At 69.9% G+C, this 18,530-nt stretch carries 19 protein-coding genes and 1 pseudogene; 13 read left to right on the top strand and 7 right to left on the bottom strand.

What is annotated here, in order from left to right:
* Positions 1-43 precede the first annotated feature (43 nt).
* Complete coding sequence (locus LIX60_RS06855; RefSeq protein WP_227957663.1) at positions 44-1,105, top strand: hypothetical protein; 1,062 nt, start codon at positions 44-46, stop codon at positions 1,103-1,105.
* Positions 1,106-1,414: 309 nt separating this feature from the next.
* On the opposite strand, the gene LIX60_RS06860 is transcribed toward LIX60_RS06855, so the two are convergent.
* A complete protein-coding gene (locus LIX60_RS06860) occupies positions 1,415-1,624 on the bottom strand; it encodes a DUF397 domain-containing protein (RefSeq protein WP_227957664.1) in 210 nt (69 codons plus the stop codon).
* Positions 1,606-2,448: a helix-turn-helix transcriptional regulator gene (locus tag LIX60_RS06865; protein WP_227957665.1), complete on the bottom strand. Its 843-nt coding sequence runs from the start codon at positions 2,446-2,448 to the stop codon at positions 1,606-1,608. Before LIX60_RS06865 ends, LIX60_RS06860 begins: the two co-directional genes overlap by 19 nt.
* Before the next feature lie 550 nt (positions 2,449-2,998).
* Between LIX60_RS06865 and LIX60_RS06870 the strand changes: the two genes are divergently transcribed.
* The 10 genes and pseudogenes from LIX60_RS06870 (at position 2,999) to LIX60_RS06915 (ending at position 9,472) form a co-directional block, all read left to right on the top strand.
* Positions 2,999-3,292 (top strand): hypothetical protein, encoded by a 294-nt coding sequence (locus LIX60_RS06870; protein ID WP_227957666.1) that lies wholly within the window; start codon positions 2,999-3,001, stop codon positions 3,290-3,292.
* 195 nt (positions 3,293-3,487) lie between these two features.
* Positions 3,488-4,045, top strand: a complete 558-nt coding sequence (locus LIX60_RS06875; RefSeq protein ID WP_227957667.1) for a hypothetical protein — start codon at positions 3,488-3,490, stop codon at positions 4,043-4,045.
* 434 nt (positions 4,046-4,479) lie between these two features.
* A complete protein-coding gene (locus LIX60_RS31405) occupies positions 4,480-4,962 on the top strand; it encodes a class I SAM-dependent methyltransferase (RefSeq protein ID WP_308101108.1) in 483 nt (160 codons plus the stop codon).
* A 250-nt stretch (positions 4,963-5,212) separates the two neighbouring features.
* On the top strand, positions 5,213-5,662 hold the full coding sequence (locus tag LIX60_RS06885; RefSeq protein WP_374117817.1) for a hypothetical protein: 450 nt from the start codon (positions 5,213-5,215) through the stop codon (positions 5,660-5,662).
* Positions 5,659-5,925, top strand: a complete 267-nt coding sequence (locus LIX60_RS06890) for a hypothetical protein (protein WP_227957669.1) — start codon at positions 5,659-5,661, stop codon at positions 5,923-5,925. The genes LIX60_RS06885 and LIX60_RS06890 overlap by 4 nt, the downstream gene beginning before the upstream one ends.
* 17 nt (positions 5,926-5,942) lie before the next feature.
* A pseudogene (locus tag LIX60_RS31920) lies at positions 5,943-6,056 on the top strand (type II toxin-antitoxin system Phd/YefM family antitoxin); the annotation flags it as partial.
* Between the two features lie 229 nt (positions 6,057-6,285).
* On the top strand, positions 6,286-6,825 hold the full coding sequence (locus tag LIX60_RS06900) for an AAA family ATPase (RefSeq protein WP_227957670.1): 540 nt from the start codon (positions 6,286-6,288) through the stop codon (positions 6,823-6,825).
* Between the two features lie 482 nt (positions 6,826-7,307).
* Positions 7,308-7,871: a hypothetical protein gene (locus tag LIX60_RS06905; protein ID WP_227957671.1), complete on the top strand. Its 564-nt coding sequence runs from the start codon at positions 7,308-7,310 to the stop codon at positions 7,869-7,871.
* A 39-nt stretch (positions 7,872-7,910) separates the two neighbouring features.
* Positions 7,911-8,456 carry an AAA family ATPase gene (locus LIX60_RS06910; protein ID WP_227957672.1) on the top strand — a complete coding sequence of 182 codons (546 nt, stop codon included), beginning with the start codon at positions 7,911-7,913 and terminating at the stop codon, positions 8,454-8,456.
* A gap of 113 nt (positions 8,457-8,569) precedes the next feature.
* The gene (locus tag LIX60_RS06915) at positions 8,570-9,472 is read left to right on the top strand and encodes a hypothetical protein (RefSeq protein WP_227957673.1); all 903 of its coding nucleotides are present in this window, start codon (positions 8,570-8,572) and stop codon (positions 9,470-9,472) included.
* 291 nt (positions 9,473-9,763) lie between these two features.
* On the opposite strand, the gene LIX60_RS06925 is transcribed toward LIX60_RS06915, so the two are convergent.
* The 4 genes from LIX60_RS06925 to LIX60_RS06940 all read right to left on the bottom strand — a co-directional run bounded on the left by LIX60_RS06925 (position 9,764) and on the right by LIX60_RS06940 (position 15,929).
* Entirely contained in the window at positions 9,764-12,853 is a 3,090-nt protein-coding gene (locus LIX60_RS06925; RefSeq protein ID WP_227957674.1) for a glycoside hydrolase family 18 protein, read from the bottom strand.
* A 575-nt stretch (positions 12,854-13,428) separates the two neighbouring features.
* Positions 13,429-14,085, bottom strand: coding sequence for a hypothetical protein (locus tag LIX60_RS06930; protein ID WP_227957675.1), 657 nt, complete (start codon positions 14,083-14,085; stop codon positions 13,429-13,431).
* Positions 14,082-14,963, bottom strand: a complete 882-nt coding sequence (locus LIX60_RS06935; protein ID WP_227957676.1) for an ATP-binding cassette domain-containing protein — start codon at positions 14,961-14,963, stop codon at positions 14,082-14,084. Before LIX60_RS06935 ends, LIX60_RS06930 begins: the two co-directional genes overlap by 4 nt.
* Before the next feature lie 213 nt (positions 14,964-15,176).
* On the bottom strand, positions 15,177-15,929 hold the full coding sequence (locus LIX60_RS06940; RefSeq protein WP_227957677.1) for a MerR family DNA-binding transcriptional regulator: 753 nt from the start codon (positions 15,927-15,929) through the stop codon (positions 15,177-15,179).
* A gap of 89 nt (positions 15,930-16,018) precedes the next feature.
* On the opposite strand from LIX60_RS06940, the gene LIX60_RS06945 reads away from it, so the two are divergent.
* Both LIX60_RS06945 and LIX60_RS06950 read left to right on the top strand, forming a co-directional pair.
* On the top strand, positions 16,019-16,633 hold the full coding sequence (locus LIX60_RS06945) for a putative immunity protein (RefSeq protein ID WP_227957678.1): 615 nt from the start codon (positions 16,019-16,021) through the stop codon (positions 16,631-16,633).
* Positions 16,630-17,145 carry a putative immunity protein gene (locus LIX60_RS06950; protein ID WP_227957679.1) on the top strand — a complete coding sequence of 172 codons (516 nt, stop codon included), beginning with the start codon at positions 16,630-16,632 and terminating at the stop codon, positions 17,143-17,145. The genes LIX60_RS06945 and LIX60_RS06950 overlap by 4 nt, the downstream gene beginning before the upstream one ends.
* Before the next feature lie 123 nt (positions 17,146-17,268).
* On the opposite strand, the gene LIX60_RS06955 is transcribed toward LIX60_RS06950, so the two are convergent.
* Positions 17,269-18,528, bottom strand: coding sequence for an RNA polymerase sigma factor (locus tag LIX60_RS06955; protein WP_227957680.1), 1,260 nt, complete (start codon positions 18,526-18,528; stop codon positions 17,269-17,271).
* Between the last annotated feature and the right edge of the window lie 2 nt (positions 18,529-18,530).

Consider the following 18,530-nt stretch of genomic DNA (forward strand, 5'->3'; position numbering starts at 1 on the left):
GGTTTGATCGTAGGATGATCGGCCTTACGAGTACGATCCCCACGTGGCTACAGCTGACCTCTCTCATGACATATCGGGCAAGGGGCCTGAGGTTCGGGTGCTGGTGTGTCCTGCATACGGCAGTGCGGAGTCGCGCAGGCACTGGCGGGACACCCTTGAAAAGGAAGTTGCTTTCGAGGAGGGGTCGCTGAAGCGCCATCTGTCTGCGAGTCAACTCGAGCAACTTCTCGGTCTCCACCCCGCGGGCGCGGCGCGTTTCTGGGGCGCCACCTCTGCGCACGACACGGCGATGTCCAAGGTGTGCACCGGCGATGTGGCGTTGTTCACTGGCATGAAAAGGGTTCTGGCCGTGGGGGAAGTCGGCGCAATATTCGCCAACAACACCTTCGCGGACGCTCTGTGGCCACCCGGCCCCGGCGGCAGGAGCTGGAAGACCGTCTACAGTTTGCGCGACTTCACACCGGCTTCGATCCCTTACGAGACACTCGCCAAGCTGCTCAATTACTCCGAGAACTACGGATTCCCGGGGCAGTTGGTTGTGCACGGCAGTAAGGCGCAACGTGTCGTCGATGGCCTGGGGATAACGACGAGAACCGTCCTCGAGCAGCTTGGTACGGAAGAGCCGCCGAGTTCGCGCACAGTCCGAGCCGGGCTGGAGAGGCATCAGACCCCGCTGGTCAGTTTTGTCTCAGCGGGAGGGGCGACTCTGTACAGGCGAGAAGAACAACCGCTGGTCATGGAATTCTGCGCCACACTCAAGCAGGCCACGAGCCGCTTCTACTGTCCTGTCGGAGTATGCGACATCTACGCCGAAGGGGACGGTGACGTCGAGATCATTGAAGCCAAGAGCTCGGCCGGACACTCCTATGTGCGAGAGGCCGTTTCTCAGTTGCTGGACTACGCGCCGTACAGTCCACGACCGGTGGACCGGCTCGCGGTCTTGCTGCCTGACCGGCCGGAACGCAGGGAACTCTCCTTGCTCCATCGATACGGGATCGATTGCATCTATCGCGTCTCCGCAGGGACCTTCGAAAGATCACCGGCTTCTGATCGTGAACGGCAGCTGATAAAGGAACTGATAGACCGACGTTTCCACGGTCAGTAGAAAGCCATCCGCCGCCGAGTGACCCCTCGCCCCCACCACGACGAGGACCGCCGGGCCTCTCCCCGTCCGGCAAGACGGTGGGCGGGAACGCGATCAGCAAGAAGCCGATACCCATCGACGTGAGTCGTGCTCACAGTTGCCCCGGAACCAGCGTGTGGCCACTGGCAGTTCAGTGCCTCACTCCCGAACAGCCCCCGGGAACACGGCCGGGGCCAAGTCGGCGCCATGGACGAACCCAAGAAGACGCAGTCGGGGTACGGCAACAGCTCTCGTACGCGGACCATCTCCGGAGCCGCCGACATTCACGGCTCAGGCTCCCGGACCACCGCCCTTGACAGCGGCTATGAACGGAGTCCAGCCGCCCAGCGGGAACACGAGCACCGGACCGGTCGGGTTCTTGCTGTCACGGACGGGCACGGCATCGACGAAGTCGTCGGAAACCTCCACGCATTCGCCTCCGTCCTGGTTGCTGTAGCTGCTCTTGCGCCACGTAGCCACGGTCAGGTCGAGGGATCGCACGGTGTCTCCTCCAACAGACGCAGGACAAACTTCCGCGACTCGACGGGGGTCAGGGCCAAGTCGCGCACTGCATCGTACGCACGCTGCAGACGATCAACGGGGCAGGTTTCTTCGATCAGTTCACCCCGGTAGCCGTTCTCCGTGTACGCCACAGTACGTCCGTCGGGCAAGCGCAGGAACATGACGGTGGCGTTCATCAAGCCATGCGGCCCGACACTGAGCGGCAGCACTTGGAACGTCACGTCCAGCCGGTCCCCCATCGCCAGCAGATGCTCAAGTTGCGCGCGCCATTCGCCTACGTCACGCAGTGGTGCGCGGAGGACCGCTTCGGAGATCATCGACCGGAACGGCGGCGGTTCCTCGCCGTCCAGCAGTTCCCTCCGCCCCATACGGGCGTCGACCTGGTGCTCCAGTTCATCGCCCCTGAGCCCACCGGCCGCCAGGAGTTCCCGCGCGTACCCGGGCGTCTGCAACAGCCCCGGCAGCACGCTCACCGCGAAGTGCCACAGGCTGGTGGCCTCCGCCTCCAGCTCCATGTAGCGCCGGTACTGCTCGCGAAATTGGGTGTGGTCCGCCCGCGCCAGCTCCCACAGGGCGAGCAGCATCCCCGGCGTCCCGAAGTACGTGTCCAGGGCTTGGACGACCTCCGGGCCGCCCAGCGTCTCGCCCTTCTCCATTTTTCCAAACAACGACCAGTCCCAGCCCAGCCGTTCGCCGAGCTGGCGGAGGCTGACGCCCTTGCCGGCCCGTAACTGCCGCAGTTCCTCGGCGAACCGCTGACGCGGCTCCCGGCTGCGGCCCGTGACCAGACGTCGCTGCGGCAAGGCAACTCCCTTCCGGCGCCCCGGGCCGACCGTCCTCGACCGCCCCCAGAAGCCTTTCGTACGCGTACTCACTCACACCGGCACGCGCCTTCACCCGCACCCACCGCAACTCGCGTGGAAGGCGCGGAGCGCGTGGCCCGGGAAGCCGGATCGCCTGCACGGCCTGCCCGGCACCACCCCGGCAGCATTCTCGTAATGCACCGACTACACACGGTAAGACAGCCGACGCGGACGCGATGTACGGATCGCGAATCCTCACCCCCACCACCCCGCCGGAGGGATGCCCCCGTGCCGAACCCGACACCCACAGTTCCTCACCTCGCCCAGAAGCTCCAAGAGACCCCGGCCGCGCGGGACACCCTCGCCGAACCGACTGATCCGAGGCCACGACCCGCGATGCCGAGGAGGCCTCGTCGAGCCGGGCAGGGCACCATGTGGTTCACCGGACTCGAGCCGTCGCTTCCGTCGGCGCCCAGGCGCCTGCGCGGATTCGTTTGGGTCACAGGGGAGACGAGTGATGAAGGCGGCTCCCGGGTGGCAACCTGGGGCGATGCGACCTGGAACCGATGTCCCCGAGAACGGCCTGCGGCATCTGCTCAATGAATGGGATCCGATTGGCGTCGCCGACGAGGTGCAGGACGAGTACAACTGCATGCTCGCCCCTTTGCTCCAACGCCTCCATGATGGCGCGGACCAGGCGGAGATCGGCGAGTTCCTGCGGCACGAGCTGGAGCATCACTTCGGTCTCGACCCTCTGGGACCGCGGCCGGACGCGACGGCCGCCCGAGTGATCGCCTGGTGGGCATCCGTCGGCAGGGAGACCGATGGCACCGGCCGCGTTTAGCCGCTCATCGCGGACAACGGCTTCGCGGTCGACCGGAAGCCGTGGGAGGCCAACCGCGCCGAGTGCGGGCCCTGCCGGCCCGGCGGGAACTGCCACGGATCCGCCGGGAACGACCAGGCCAAGGGCACCACGAGTGTCCCCGGGCCCTCTTGGCGCAAGGCGCCGGCGCGCTGACCGATTCCGTCTGGAAAGAGAATGCGAACCCTGACTCAAGCCGCTTGGGAGGACGCTGTCGGGCGCCTCCTGGGTGACGTGTACTCCTTCGCGGCGACCGGCCCCAGAACCTCCGCCGGTTGGCAGAAGGACGCGCTGGCGGTGATGAACCGGGAGGTCGGCGATCCCCGCGGATGGATCACGCTCGACTGGGACAAGGAGAAGAACGGGGAACCGGCGAAGAGCAGCCCCTCCTTTCCCTTCGCGCCACTGTCCGACACGGAGCTGACGAGGCGGCTGTCCCCCGTCACGACCGACACGGCTGCCCGCCTGCTGGTGATCACGACGTACGAATGGGGGCTACCCGGCACGGAGGAGGAGACCAGGGCAGCGTCCGCCGACGCCCGGACCCTACTCGACAGGTTCGGGGACCGGACCTCCTGCTACAGCAACATCGCCGAAGCACGCACCACCCCGTCGCCGGACCTCACGACCGGGGTCACCGGCTGGAACCCTCTCACCGAGTACGACGGTGACTTCGGAGTCATCGCCGTCTCACCCGAAGAGGTCGGTGTCTTCTGGTCCTTCAACCCCATCTGACCTCATGCGGCACGACCGCACCCTGTCCGGCGTCCGGGCGTTCGCCTCACGCGTCGGCTCCCTCACCTGACGGGCGGGGCCCCACCATGCAGCGGTAATGACCAGACCGGGGACGCCGCGCGAGTGTCCCCGGGCACTGGCTTACGCAAGGCGCGACGGTGTTGCGTCAGTTCCGGCGGAGCATCGGGCGTCACCGGATACGGTGGCCGGCTCCGTCGCCCTCACCGTTTTCGGAGGAGTCTCATGCCCCGCGCGCCTCGCACTCCGGCCGAGTACTGGGACACCTATATGCCTCACCGGAGAAAGGGCGTCCAGCCGCCCCTGTTGCGGACCGCTTCGAGTGGACCCAGTACCCCGGTCACGGCCCCGGTGCCGAACTGCTCGGCGAGCCGGGCCGCGCTCTGGACCTCGGTCCCGCGGAAGGCAGGGAAGCCGTGTACCTGGCCCGGCACGGCGTAGAGGTGACGGGCGTCGACCTCTCCCCCGTCCAGGTGGAGCGCGCCCGCAGATGGTGGGACGGCGTACCGGGGCTCACCTTCGTCCACGCGGACGTACGCGACTATCTCGCAGCGCACACCCAGGTGTTCGACGCCATCTACTCGGTATGGGGTGCGGTGTGGTTCACCGACCCCGAGCAGTTGCTCCCCCTGGTGGCCGAGCGCCTAGTGCCCGGCGGTGTCCTCGCCTTCAGCCAGGCCGAGCCGGCCCCCGGTGCCTGCGGACCACCGCCGATGCGGGGAAAGTGGCTTGAGGGCCGCGAGCACGAACTCACGGTGCTCCGCTGGCAGTACGCCCCCGAAGCGTGGACCGGCCTCCTCAAGCGCCATGGGTTCACCGGCATCCACGCCTCGGTGCTCGAAGCGCCCGAGCCGGGCAAGCCCGGCACGCTCCTGGTACGGGCCCGCACCTGCGCATAGGGCGACAGGCAACAGGCGGCCTCTCACACACGGCACAGGCCCCACGCCCGCACCCACCGCACCCCGTGTCGAAGTGGAAGGTGTGGAACGTGCCCCAAGGGGGTGGGGAGCTCGACCACGTGCTCGGCCTGAACGGCCACACCCCGGCGGCATTCTCGTAATGCACCGACTACACACGGTGACTCGACGGATGTGCGCGCGATGGCCGCATCACGCATCCGCTCCCAGAACCCCGCGGAAAGACACCCCCGTGCCGAACTCCACACCCCACCCTGCCGCCGGTCTCAACCCCCACCCCGGCTCCGCCCCCGACCAGGCCCCCGCCCCGGAGCGCACCCCGCCCCCGAAGCGCACCCGGCGCACCGGCCCTCAGTTCCTGGCCCCCAAGCTCCAAGAGGCCCTGGCCGCCCGGGACGCCCTCGCCGTCGCCCTCACCGACGCCGGCATCCAGCTCCCCGCCATGGACGTCCGCACTCCCTGGGGCGACGCCCTGCCCGACGACGCCGACGACCCGGCGGAGCCGCCCCGGACGCGGCGGACGGACGAGGCCCTGGCGAAGCCCGCCCCGGACAGCGACCAGCACCGCATCCCGGAGAGCGCCCGCTACGCCCTCGTCCACCTCGGCGTCTGCTCCGCCCCCGTCGCCCTCGCGCTGGCCGCCGTCATCGCCCGGGGAGCCGTACGGAGCGACGCCCGGTGACCACACCGCCCCCCGCCGGTCCCCCACCCGAGCCGGCCCCTCCCCCGCCCGGCACCGCCGTCCGGGACACCGCCCGCGCCCGGGTCGGGATCGTCACGGGCCACGAGGGCCCGTACCTCCGGCTCCGCCCGCTCTCCGGCGGCCGGGAGTGGGCGGCCGACCCGGCGGACGTCCGCCCCCTCGACCCGGCCGAACTGCTCCGCGCCCAGGTCGCGGAGGCCAACACCCGCAGCCTGCAAGCACTCCGCGAACGAGACATGTGAAGGAGGGCGCGCACTCCATGGAAGCCTCGGCCCGCGCATTCGAGCACAACGCCTCCCGGTTCCTCGCCGCCGCCGAACGCGGCGAGACCGTCACCGTCACCAGGAACGGCCGCCCCGTCGCCCGCGTGGTGCCGTACGACCCCGCAGAGGTGCCGCCCTATCCGCCGGGAACCGTCGGGGGGCATCGAGGGCATTCTCAAGGGAACGGGTTGGTGAACCACATCGTCATCGCCGACACCGACGCAAGGGGCGCCCTCCTCTCTTCACCAACGGAGAGTGGGACCGCCCGTGCCGCAAGGCATGCTGACCAAACGCGCCGACCCAACGCGGGCGGCCGGCCACGAAACCGGGGGTATCGCGTTGATCGTCTGGGTGAACGGTGCGTTCGGCAGCGGGAAGACGACGCTGGTGGACGAATTGCGTCCGCGATGGCCCGAAGCACTGGTATACGACCCGGAGTTGGTCGGCTTCGTGCTGCGGGAGATCGTGGACGTGCCGACCGGCGACTTCCAGGACCTCCGGCTGTGGCGCCGGCAGGTCGCCGACCTGGCTGTGGGTCTCGTCGAGGAGTACCGCCGCCCGCTCCTGGTCCCGATGACCCTGGTCAACCCCCGCTACGTGGGCGAAATCTTCGGCGTGCTGAGGGACGCAGGCGTCGATGTTCACCACTTCTACCTCAAGGTCTCCCGGAAGATCCTGGAGCAACGGATCGACGGGCGGAGCTTCTTCCCTGGTGATCCCGATCGGGAGGAGCAGGTTCGGCGCTGGGCCAAGGACAGGATCGAAGCATGCATGGCCACTGCCGACACCCTGCCCGGCAGCACGGTCTTCCTGGACGGCGAGCTGGCCCCGCGGGAACTGGCCGACGAGGTGCTGACCCGTATCGGCCCAGGACGTTGAGGGCCCGCCCGGCGAGGAAGCATTGGCGGCACCCGAGGCTCAGGACCGGCCCATGAGTGCTGGTGCCTATGCGCTGCGCTGCGGTGAAGTTCAGCTCCCGGTAGGTGAGTTGACGCTCCAACCCTCGGCGAGCCGTGGATGCGCTACCGATACGGTGGGCGGTCAGCCGCTCCGAGGCCGCCGCGTTCACCGGACAGCGCCATCTCGGCCAGGACCTCAGGGAATCATGAGGATCGGCTACTCAAAAGGCAACGAGCGTGAGAACCAGCAGGGCAACGACCCGGAAGACGGCTGAGGCCAGAGACGATCCGAAACCGGGCGGAGCATGCCGACGACGCAGAAGGATGCTGATGGAGATCGTGACCAGTCGTAAAGGGACGCGAGGGCTCCTCTGCGCGGCCGTGGCCGGCTCTCTGGCACTCGCCGTGGCGGGTTGCAGCGGAGGGGATGACGGGAGTGGCGGGAAGAAACCCGATACCTCCGTGGCGGCCGAACGCCTCTGCGGCGGCAACGCCGTGTCCACGGAGGCGGGCAGAGCTCTCCAAGTCATCATGGGCTCGGCACGGTTCGAGCCATCCGACGAGAAGACTACGGTCGCGGCCACCGCGCGGGAACTGGGCCGCACGGACAATTCCTCCGTGCGCGGGATCGGGGACATCTGCCGGATCTACCCGCCCACCGACGCTCCGTACAAGCAACTGCGGGTCAGCTGGCACCTGACCGGCAGTGCGCCGGAGGACATCTCCGCCGGGAGGTTCACCCTGCTGCCGATAGGCGAACAGGCCGGCACCGCACCGGACGTCGCGTTCGTCACCTTCGCCTGCCACGACGGTCACGAACTGACCGGCCCCTTGCGTCGGCACATCACCATCACCGTCGAGCCCGGAGGCAGGCCCACCGAACCCGAGGGCGACACTGAGGAACTGGAGGCACTCAAGGACGCCTACGCCACCGTCGCCCACTCCTTCTCCCTGGCCATGGCAAAGGAACTGGGCTGCGAGGACAACGGCGGGCTGAAGGCCAAGCCGTCTCTGGACCCGGCGTAGACGGAGCGCGCGGGCCCGGCAATAGGTGGGGAGATTGTCTTGCTCGTCTGGGTGAACGGTGCGTTCGGCAGCGGGAAGAGCACGTTGGTGGACGAGTTGCGCCGGCGTTGGCCCGAGGCGCTGGTCTACGACCCGGAGATGGTCGGTTACGTACTGCGGGAGACCGTGGAGGTGCCGACCGGCGACTTCCAGGATCTGCGGCTGTGGCGACGCCAGGTCGCGGACCTGGCGGTGGGCCTCGTCGAGGAGTACCGCCGCCCCGTTCTGGTGCCCATGACCCTGGTCAACCCGCAGTATGCCGGTGAGATCTTCGGCGTGTTGAAGGGTGCGGGAGTCACCGTCCACCACTTCTTCCTCCAGGTTTCCCGCGAGATCCTGGAGAAGCGGATCGACGGCCGGAGTTTCACGCCCCACGATCCCGAGCAGGACGAGCGCGTCCGGCGTTGGTGCAAGGACAGGATCGGACCGTGCACGGCCGCGGTGGATGTCCTGCCCGACAGCACCGTGTTCCTGGACGGCGAACTGCCCCCGCGGGAGCTGGCCGGCCAAGTGCTGACACATATCGGCGCGGCCCCGGGCCGATAGAACAACGCCACCTCAACGCGGTCCTCCCGGCTGCCGCAGCCGGTGAAACCTGCTTCCGCCCGGTCGCGTCAGAGGACCGGACAGCCTGCCGCTCCGTTCGCCCGGGAGGTCACATGCGTGTCCGGACGTCGCCCTCCGTCAGCCTGCTCGCCGCGCTTGCCATGACCGCCGCCGGCCTGGGGGCCGTCTCCGGTTGCGGCAGCGGAGAGGTGTCCGAGGACGGCGACGCGGAGGCACGGGCGCAGCGTGCCCGGCGGGTCGCCGCGGCCTGGGACGGGTCGGAGGCCGCCACCGCCTGGCGTGCCGGCTTCCACCCCATGGGCGACGTGATCCGGCTGCCGCGGGGCGGCCTGCGGAGCACGGCTGACGAGCAGGCATTCCGGGACCACCGCTTCGTCCTGGACGGGAAGTTGCCCGCCGCCTGGCCGAAGGAGGGCCGGGTGGCCTGGGCGAAGGGCGGTTCGCTCAACCGGCCGTTGGTGGGGGCGGAGGAGGCGTACAAGACCCTGTCGAGCGGTCGCGCCGGGGGACAGCCGCGCCTGACGGTGACGGGGGCGGAGCTCGGGGAGATGAGTGTGGCCACCAGCCGCGGGCCGGCGGTGGTGCCGGCCTGGCTGTTCCATCTGAAGGGGTACGACTCTCCCCTCAAGCAGGCCGCCGTCCTCCCATCGGAACTTCCCCGGCCGCCGATCCGGCGGGCCAAAGGCGTCCCCGGTTATCCGCTCGAACGGCTGGTCGAGGTCTCCGGCGACGGGCGATCCGTGACCGTGGTCGCGCTGCACGGGGTCTGCGACGACGGCCCCGTGGTGGACGTCCTGGAAACACGCGGCAGCGTGGTCCTGTCGGCTTTCGTCAAGAACCCCGAGCACACCGGAAACTGCACCAAGCAGGCCAAGATGCAGCAGGTGACGGTGAAACCGGACCGGCCCGTGGGCGACCGCGTCCTGCTCGACGCCCACACCGGCCGCCCCGTCCCCTACGAGCCACCGCACGGGCCCTCCCCGAGTTGGCGGTGATCCGCCGCTCGGCGTCCTCTGGGTGGCAGCGGACGGTGGTGGAGCACGGGCACTGATGACGCGTGCGGGAGGGCAACACAGGTGGACGAGTCGCGTCCGCGACGGTCCGACGCACTGGTCCGTGACCCGGAGATGGCCGGCTTCGTGCTGCGGGAGATCGTGGACGTGCCGACCGGCCACTCGGCTGTGGCACCCGCAAGTCGCCGACCTGGCGGTAGGGCTCGTCGAGGAGTGCCGGCCGGCCGGTCCTGGTCACCATGACCGGCCGGCCCCCGAACGGTGGCGCCGGAATCAGGTCGGGTCGCCCTCCAAGTCCACGCGCGTGGCCAGTTCTCCCGCCGCCCACATCTCGCGGGCGCGTTCCAGGCAGTCCTCCTCGGACTCCACTTCGTCCGCGAGCCGGAGACCGATGACGTTGTTGATCTCGTCCGCCCTGTTGTCCGCGTCGGAGCCCGGGCGGCCGAGTTCGTGCGCGTCGCCCATCGCGACGGCGAACTCCTCGCCCAGCCTCTTCTTGAGCAGGCACTGCCAGTACACATGCCGTACGGCGTTCTGCTCCTCCGCGTCCGTCATGTGCTCGACGACCTGGAACACCCTGCGGTGCACCCCGAGCCAGTGGAAGAGATTCCCGGGGTACCGGAGAATCACCTGGTACTCCTCGTAGGAGATGTTCTTTCCGACCAGGTAGACGTACTTCCGCAGTGCGGAGAAGCCTTCCTCCTGGAGGTCCTTCATCACCTTGGACAGGATTCCCGCGGCTTCCGCCATGTTCCGTGACACGGCGTCCTTGGTGCCCGAGTTCGAGAAGCCCAGCCATCCGACTCCGGTGACGGCCAGGATCAGGAATCTGGTGGCCAGGTTCAGCGGGAAGGGGACCATGAGCGTGATCGCCGCCACGGCCAGATAGGCCGCGACCTGGCCCCCGCTGATGTCCCGGGGAGCGATGCCCTGCGTCCCGCCGAGCTTCTGCCAGGTCTCCACCATGGTGTCGAAGACGTCCTCGCTCGGCACGGTGTTGCATTCGCAGCGGAATCCGGTGCCGCTCGGCGCGCTCATGCGCATGGTCCAGGTGCCCGGTTGCGGGTCCTTGGTGATCAGGCACCGGATCGAGGAACCGGACATCATGACGAAGGTGCCGGCGTCCTGGATCTCGTGGTCGTAGGTGGTCCCGCCAGGGTCCTGGAGGGTCATGACGACTCCCTCGGGGAATTCCACCGAGTCGTCGTCCCGCATGACCGCCGAGTAGAGGTACGGAGTGCCCTCCCGGACGAGCATCGGGGCCGTCAGGTTCACCATCTCCACGTTGTCGCCCTGCGAAGGGATGGTGCCGATCAGGCAGTAGGAGCAGTCGTTGGACCCCAGGGCCTGCGTGACCAGCGCCGGCATGGTGCGCGGCTCGTTGCTGACGTCGAAAAGGCCGTAGAGGCCGCCGATTCCCTGGTCGTCGATTTCGGTCGGCTGGTCGAAGTACTGGCCTTCGATGAGTGCCGGGGTCTTCCTCGCACCGGCTTTCCAGTCGTCGCTGAGGGAGAGGCCCCACAGGCGCGACCGGTACCGCGTATACCCGGACGGGCCGCCGTCCTCCGCTTCCATGTGGCCCCAGTACCAGGCCGGGGCATCGACCGATTCGAGGACGTCGAACTCCCCCCAGAGTCCCAGAGCGCCCTTGTCGACGATGCGGGTCGGCCGGTTGAAGTACTGCCTCTTGATCACCGCCGGGGAGCGCTGGGCGACGTCCACCCAGTCCGCGCCGTCGGGGATGTTCCACAGCCGGGCCGAGAACTGCCGCACACCGGGGCGGATGATGTCGTCGTCCTTGAATTGAAGGGCGTCGGTCGAGAAGCCCAGGAAGCCGACGGAGTCCCACAGGCAGTGGCTGGCCACCACGGTCGGTGGCTGCGTGACGGGCTCGGGCTCGGGATGGCCGGAGGCGCGGTAGAGGGCCTTGATGATGCTCTTGCCGTTGTCCCAGACGTCATTGGAGAGTTCCCAGATGATGACGCCCTGGGCTCCCACGTTCTGGAGGAATTCGAGCTTGGTGACGGCGGTGTCCGGGGTCTCGAAATGGATGTTGTGGGCGTACGGGTAGTCGCCCGGAGGCAGGGGTTCGTTGAGGGCGGGCCGGGGGGTGCTTCCGGGCACCTTGATGTTCGCGTTCCCGGCTTGGTGGGCGTCCGGGAACGCGTCCAGGATTTCCTGGTACCGCAGCACCTTGTAGCCCGGGGGCACTTCACCGGTGAGATCGTCCGGGTCCTTGGCCGCGGAGAAGTCATAGCCGTAGACGGGTACTCCTGCCGCGATCTTGTCGCGGGCCACCTTCTGCCCCGCCCCCTGATGGTTCACGAAGAGGGGGTTCGTCCAGTACCAGAGGGAGTCCTCGACGGACAGGATCGGATTGTTCTCGATGTTGTCCGCTTCCGTGGAACTGCCGCCCGTTCTGGGGCCCGGCCAGCTGCCGTGCTGTTCGGAAAGGTACGTCTCCTGGTAGACCTCCGACTCGCGGATGTCCGAGGTGTCCTCGCCGCGGATCTTGAGCAGGGCGGAGTGCGGGCCCACCGGAGACCGGTCCCATGAGCCGGTGAAGTCGTAGGTCATGATCCCGAGCCAGTCGACGTGGTCCGCGACCTCGGGATCGTAGTTGTTCCCGTACCAGGAGGTGCCGAAGACGGCCGCCGACACGATCTTGTCGGGCATGGCCTGCTTCAGCCTCTGGGCGAACAGCGCCAGGCCCCGCCCCGCGGGGTGCGGCCCGTCGCTCTTCGTCCGGCCGCCCTGGTCCGGCTGGCCGGGCCTGCCCCACCAGCACTCCAGATCGAGGTCGACGCCGTCCAGGCCGTTGGCGGTGACGAAGTCGGCCACCTTGCGCACGGCCTGTTCGAGTTGCGGGGCGGCCGGATCGTTGCCGACCGCCGTCATCAGGTCCAGGAAGGCGTAGTCGTTCGCGCCGCCCAGCGCGACCATGATCTTGGTGTTGGCCAGATGGGCGGCGATGACCACGTCCGGGAGGACGGCCCCGATGTCCGCGACCGACGTGGGGTCGAACTCGCCGGGGTTGGTCTCGCTGAACGTCAGGAACGCGATGATGCCGTGCGTGATGTACTGATACATCTCGCCATTGCCATAGTCGAATCCCTCCGCTGTGCGCCAGGTGGGGATGTAGGCGATGACTTTCGACTGCTGGGCCGGCGTGTTCGAGGTCTGGTCGTACAGTTCGTCGAAGAACCGCCAGCCATTCGTGTTGGCGTCGCCCACCCCCGGCTCCGCGGCCCAGAAGGCGGCACGGAAGATGTTGCCCTTGTACTTGGTGACGGCTCCTGCCTGATAACCCTCGGGTTTCGCAACCCATTCGGGAACGTCAGGGTAATCCGACGAAACACCCACTGAAAACCCACTCCCCTGCTGTGGAAACCACTGTGCTGCGGAAGAAGCGCACCCGCTCAACGGGGCTGATCCGGCGGTGAATCCGGCGCCGCCGGTGGCCGCCCGTGCATCCGCCCCATTCCCCCGGAAGCATTCGCGCGGCCACGGCAACGGCCAGTCAAGCAGAACCTTCCTCAACGGCCCAGACCAGAATCAGCCGTCAACGATCTCCTCGGATTTCCAGCCACATGAATGCCGTGGGTCTTCGTGCCGGCCTTTGCCCCCGGAACGCATGTCCGCTCTTCGAAGCCCCAGTACTTTCGGGCACTTCCCGGCAAGCAAAAGCACCCGGCGCACCACACAAGCGGCCGGACAGCTCATGACCCCGCGCTTCCACCAGGCCGACCGCCCGGCAGAACAGCCGGCGAACAGCAAGTGAAGTCTTACCGTTCCGGTGGCAGCGGTGTGCCGTCCGGAATCAGCTACGCCTTTGTCGATGCGGCCGCGCCCGCACAGCGCCGACAAGAGCAGGCCGCTGTCCTCCCGTCGAAACTCTCCCACCGCCGATCGGACAGGCGGTGGTCGGTGCGAGTCGCTCATGCCTTTCTGCGGGTGATGGCATGGGTGATGGCCAGTGCGGCCGCCAAGAAGCCCGTGGCGACGGCGAGCAGGACGCTCGTGGTGACCAGGGCCTCCGCCGAGTCCGGCGTGTTCTGCAGGTGGGTCAGCATGATGTTGACCGGGGAAACGCCCTTGCCCAGCAGCACGGCCAGCAGAAGCAGCAGGGCGGCGACCAGCGCGTAGCCCTGCCGCCGGAACACGAGCCGTGAGCAGAGCAGCCCGATGGCCATGCCGGTGACGGCGGAGGTGAGTTGGGCCGCGGTCCCCAGAGCCAGGTCCGCGAGGCCGGGTGTGTGGGTCCCGAACAGCAGCGGCAGCACCAGACCCGCAGCCATCAGCAGCAGGCACCACACGGCGGCCGTCCCGGCCGTCGCGAGCTGGACGCGCAGCTGGCTGCCGGCGCTGACGACGACGATCGAGCGGTGCGGCTGGTCCTCGAGACCGGTCAGGGCCATGGTCAGCCAGACCGAGCACAGCAGCATGGCCCCGGCCACCGAGGCGTAGGTCGCGGTGAGCGGTCCGGTGTCGCTGCTCGTCAGCACGGCCACCAGGCCGATGAACAGCAGCAGCGGCGCGAGGTAGCGCTGGGAGAGCAGCATCACCGTGAACGTGTAGCGAACCAGGGCGATCACAGGGCTGTCCTCCTCGCATCGGCCCGGGAACCGGGCTCGTCCACGGCCTCGGCCAGGCCCGCCACCGACCACCCGTGCCGCAGCGCTGTCAGCAGCACGGCGTCCGAGTGCTCCCGCGCGACCCGCAGGACGACCGCATCGCCCCGCCGGGCGGTGCCTGCCACACCCGGCAGCGCGGGCCAGTTCACCTCGACCGGCATGACACCCGTGGGCGGCGCGGTCAGGACCAGCTCGACCGGCGAGGTGCGGCTCCGGGCCTGCCGGCCGCCGCGCCAGGTCACCCGGCCGTCGCTGATGGCGTAGACGCCGCCGGCGTGCGCCTTCAGGATCGCCTCGTGATGGTCGGTGAAGACCACCGCCCCGCCCTGGGCGGCCACTTCGCCGATCAACTCGGCCAGGACACCGTGGGCCGAGGCGTCCAGCCCCGACCAGGGTTCGTCCAGGACCAGCAATCCGGGCCGGACGAGCAGGGCCTGGGCGAGCGCCACCTTCTGCGCGTTGCCCTTCGACAGCGTCCGCAGCGACGCGTCCCGGCCGCCCACCAGGGACAGCCGCTCCAGCAGGTGGCCTCCTCGGGCCCGTGCGGCGGAGGCCGGCAGGCCACGGATGCGGCCCATGTGGGTGAGGTAGGAGAGGGCCGAGATGCGGTCATGGGCGGTGAAGCGGTCCGGTACGTAACCGATGTTCGGCGGTCGGCCCGATACGGTCCCGGAGGTGGGCCGCGAGAGTCCCGCGAGGATCCTCAGCAGGGTCGACTTCCCCGAACCGTTGCCGCCCACCACCGCGAGGACATCGCCGGCCGAGACCCGCAAGTCCACCTCGCTGAGGACCCACCCTCCCCTGCCGTAACGCTTGCCGACCGCCTCACAACGTAACAACTGGACTCCTCGATGTGGCCTGCGCGTTGAAGCTCTGGCGGGGTTCTCGACCGGACGCCGGCCATCATGCGACGCCGAGGCCGGCAAGCCCCTTTCGCTCGTACCGGGCACGCCCTCCCCGCCGCGGGCCGAGCACTCGTGCGAAGCCGTGAGCCCTCCCACAGCATTCTCCGTCGTGGGTGTGGCGTGAGTCGTCGCGCTTCGCGGCTCGGCTCAGCCGGTTCTCGCGGACCGGTCCAGGGCGTCGAGGTAGGCGGAGAGCCTGCCGGCGGCGTGCAGTTGGGCGGTTCCGCGGGACGTGAGGTCGCGCCGCCATCCTTCCAGGGTGGCGGCCAGCGCTTCGAGGCCGCCGGCGTCGCGGAGTTCCCCGAGGACGGAGGCGATGGCGGCCAGGGCCTGGCCTCCCCGGCGCAGCAGGTGCGCCAGTTCGGCGTCGCGCACGTCCGGCGCGAGGTACCGCCGGTCCCCGGTGCGGGGGTCACGTCGTGGGGCGAGGACTCCGGCGCGTTCCCAGGCGCGCAGGGTGGCCGGGTTGAGTCCGAGGTGGCGGGCGAGTTCACCGATGCTGAACGGCGCCCGGGTGCCGGCCGCCGCGGCGGTCGCGGCCGGGGTGGAGTCCGCGGCCGGAGTGACAGCCGGAGTGGCGGCTCCGAGGGATGAGAGCGCCGCCTCGACGGTTCGCAGTGTGGCGCGGTCGCGCGCCAGGAGTGCGTGCCCCTCGTCGACACACTCCAGGGCTTCGTCGAGCCGGCCGCCGGTGACGGCCCGCATGATGCGCCGGCTCGCCGAGTGGCCGAAGGCGGGGACGAGCGCCAGGTGGGCCGCGAGCCCGGCGGCATGGGTGGCGGTGTAGTCCCGGTACCCGGTCGGGCCGCGGTGAGCCGGCGGGATGATGCCGGCGTCCTCGTAGTTGCGGACCGCCTGCGTGGAGAGGCCGTGCCGGCGGGCCAGGTCCACGGGACGCATCTGACCTCCGGTTGAGGGTTCACCGCCCGGGTGAGCGGAGGCTTCGTCGCGGAGTCTCCACCGGGCGTTCAAGGATACGATTCAGGGGCATGGCACAGAACAGGCACACCGTTTCCGGGGACTTCGACCTGACGCCGGACGAACTGCGCGTCGTGGCGCGTTACGCGGTCCGGCACGCGGAGGACGTCCTGCCGGTCTTCGAGCAGGCCGTTCCCGGCGACCCGCGCCCCCGCGAAGCGATCGACGCGGCCTGGGAGTTCATCAACGGCGCCAACAGGACGGCACTGCAGCGCGTCACCTCCCTCGACGCCCATCGAGCCGCCCGGTCCGCGCCCTCCGAAGCCGCCCGCCTGGCCGCGCGATCCGCCGGTGATGCCGCATCGGCCGCCTATCTGCACCCCATCGCCCGGGCCGGCCAGGTCGGGCACATCCTGCGTGCCTCGGCGAGCGCCGCGCGCATCGGGGAGCTGGAGGCGGGCGGCGACCCCGCGATCGGGGACGCCCTGCTGGAACGGTCGCGGCAGCGTGCGACACCGGTGCTCATCGACGTGCTCCGCCGCTACCCGCCCGCTGCGGGCGGCAGCAGCCGTGTCGCCCGGCTGATGAGCGCGCTGGACCGCTCCCTGCGCCTGGCGGCCGGCCCGCCGCCGGGGCGCACCGCAGGAAGGGGCGCCGGGGCGCAGAGGACGGAGAGCGCGTCGTGATCCTCCCGAAGGTGCGCGACCCCCGCTTCGTGACGATCCGCCGTGGCGGGACTCTCACGGACGCGGATCACCGTCTCCTCGCTCTCTGGGCCGCCTCGTGCGCGGAGCACGTCCTCGGCCTCTTCGAGTCGGCCCGGCCCGGGGACCCGCGACCGCGCCGGGCGATCGGGCACGCCCGGGCCTGGGCACGGGGGGAGGTCACGATGATGCGGGCCCGCGCGGCGGGCGGTCATGCGATGGGAGCGGCCAGAGACCTGCGCGGGGCGGCGCGGCATGCCGCGTACGCCGCCGGCCAGGCCGGGGCCGTGGCCCACGTCGCCGCGCACGAACTCGGGGCGGCCGCCTACGCGATCAAGGCCGCGCGGGCCGCGGCGCCGGAGGGCGAGGGCGAGGCCGCGGGACGACTCGAGTGCCGGTGGCAGCGCGATCGGCTCCCGGCGGCGATCCGCGAGCTCGTGCTGGACGACCAGCGGCTGCGCAACGACATCTGCTGGTCGGTGTTCGACTGCTGAGGCCGGGTGCCGAGGCCGGACTGTGTACGGTCCGCCGCCTCGCGCGGGAAGGCCGGCGCTCCGGGCACGGGCCGCGCCCCCGCCAAGGTGACGCGGGGAGGCGGGCGCGTGCCATCGGGGCCTTCACCGGCGGGCGTTGAGCCGGGCGGCCTGGCGGGTCAGGTGGTCGCGCTCGGCGAGGTTGGGTGCCCGGCGGGCCGCCTCGGCGTACAGCCGTGCCGCCGTCGCCAGGTCGCCGTCGCGCTCGTGGAGGTACGCCGCGACCGCGGTGTACCGGGGGATGCGGTGACCCCTGTCCGAGGAGCTCGCTGAGGAGGCGTCGTCCACTGCCGCGAGTGCGGCCAGGCCGGCGCGCGGTCCGTCCGCCTCGCCGACGGCGACCGCACGGTTGAGCCGGACGACGGGACTGTCGTTCAGGAGTACGAGTTCGTCGTACCACTCGACGATCTGCACCCAGTCGGTCTCCCCGGCGGTGGGCGCGTCGGCGTGCAGGGCCGCGATGGCGGCCTGGGCCTGGTACTCGCCCAGGCGGTCGCGGGCGAGGGCCGCCTGCAGGATGCCGATGCCCTCGGCGATCGACGCGGTGTCCCACCGCCCGCGGTCCTGCTCGGCGAGCGGCACGAGGCTGCCGTCGGGCGCGGTCCGGGCGGCGCGCCGGGCATGGTGGAGCAGCATGAGGGCGAGTAGCCCCGCCACCTCGGGGTGGTCGATCGCGGCGGCGAGCTGCCGGGTGAGGCGGATGGCCTCGGCGGCGAGGTCGACGTCACCGGAGTAGCCCTCGTTGAAGACGAGGTAGAGGACGCGCAGCACGGTGGCGACGTCGCCGGGCCGGTCGAACCGCACGCCGGAGACGGTGCGTTTGGCCCGGCTGATGCGCTGGGCCATGGTCGCCTCGGGCACCAGGTAGGCCCGGGCGATCTGTCGGGTGGTCAGCCCGCCGACGGCGCGCAGGGTGAGCGCGACCGCGGACGACGGCGTCAGCGACGGGTGGGCGCACAGGAAGTAGAGCTGGAGCGTGTCGTCCACCGCGGGCGCGGGGCCGGGCGCCGGCTCCTCGTCGAGGAGATCCTCGCGACGGCGGCGGGCGGCGTCCGCCCTGGCCGCGTCGAGGAACCGGCGCCAGGCCACGGTGACCAGCCAGCCCTTCGGGTCCCGTACGGGCCGCCCGCCGCCCGAGGAACCCGCCGAGGAGCCCGAGGAGTCCGAGGAGCCCGAAGCGCCGCCGGAACCCGGGGAGTTCGCGGAGCCGTCGGCCGGCCAGGCGCGGAGCGCCTCGACCAGCGCGTCCTGCACGGCGTCCTCGGCCGCCGCGAAGTCGGCTCCGCGGCGGACGAGGATCGCGATGACGCCCGGTATGAGGCTCCGGAGGAGGACCTCGTTCACCT

The sequence above is a fragment of the Streptomyces sp. S07_1.15 genome, assembly GCF_020739505.1.
Classification (GTDB): domain Bacteria; phylum Actinomycetota; class Actinomycetes; order Streptomycetales; family Streptomycetaceae; genus Streptomyces; species Streptomyces xinghaiensis.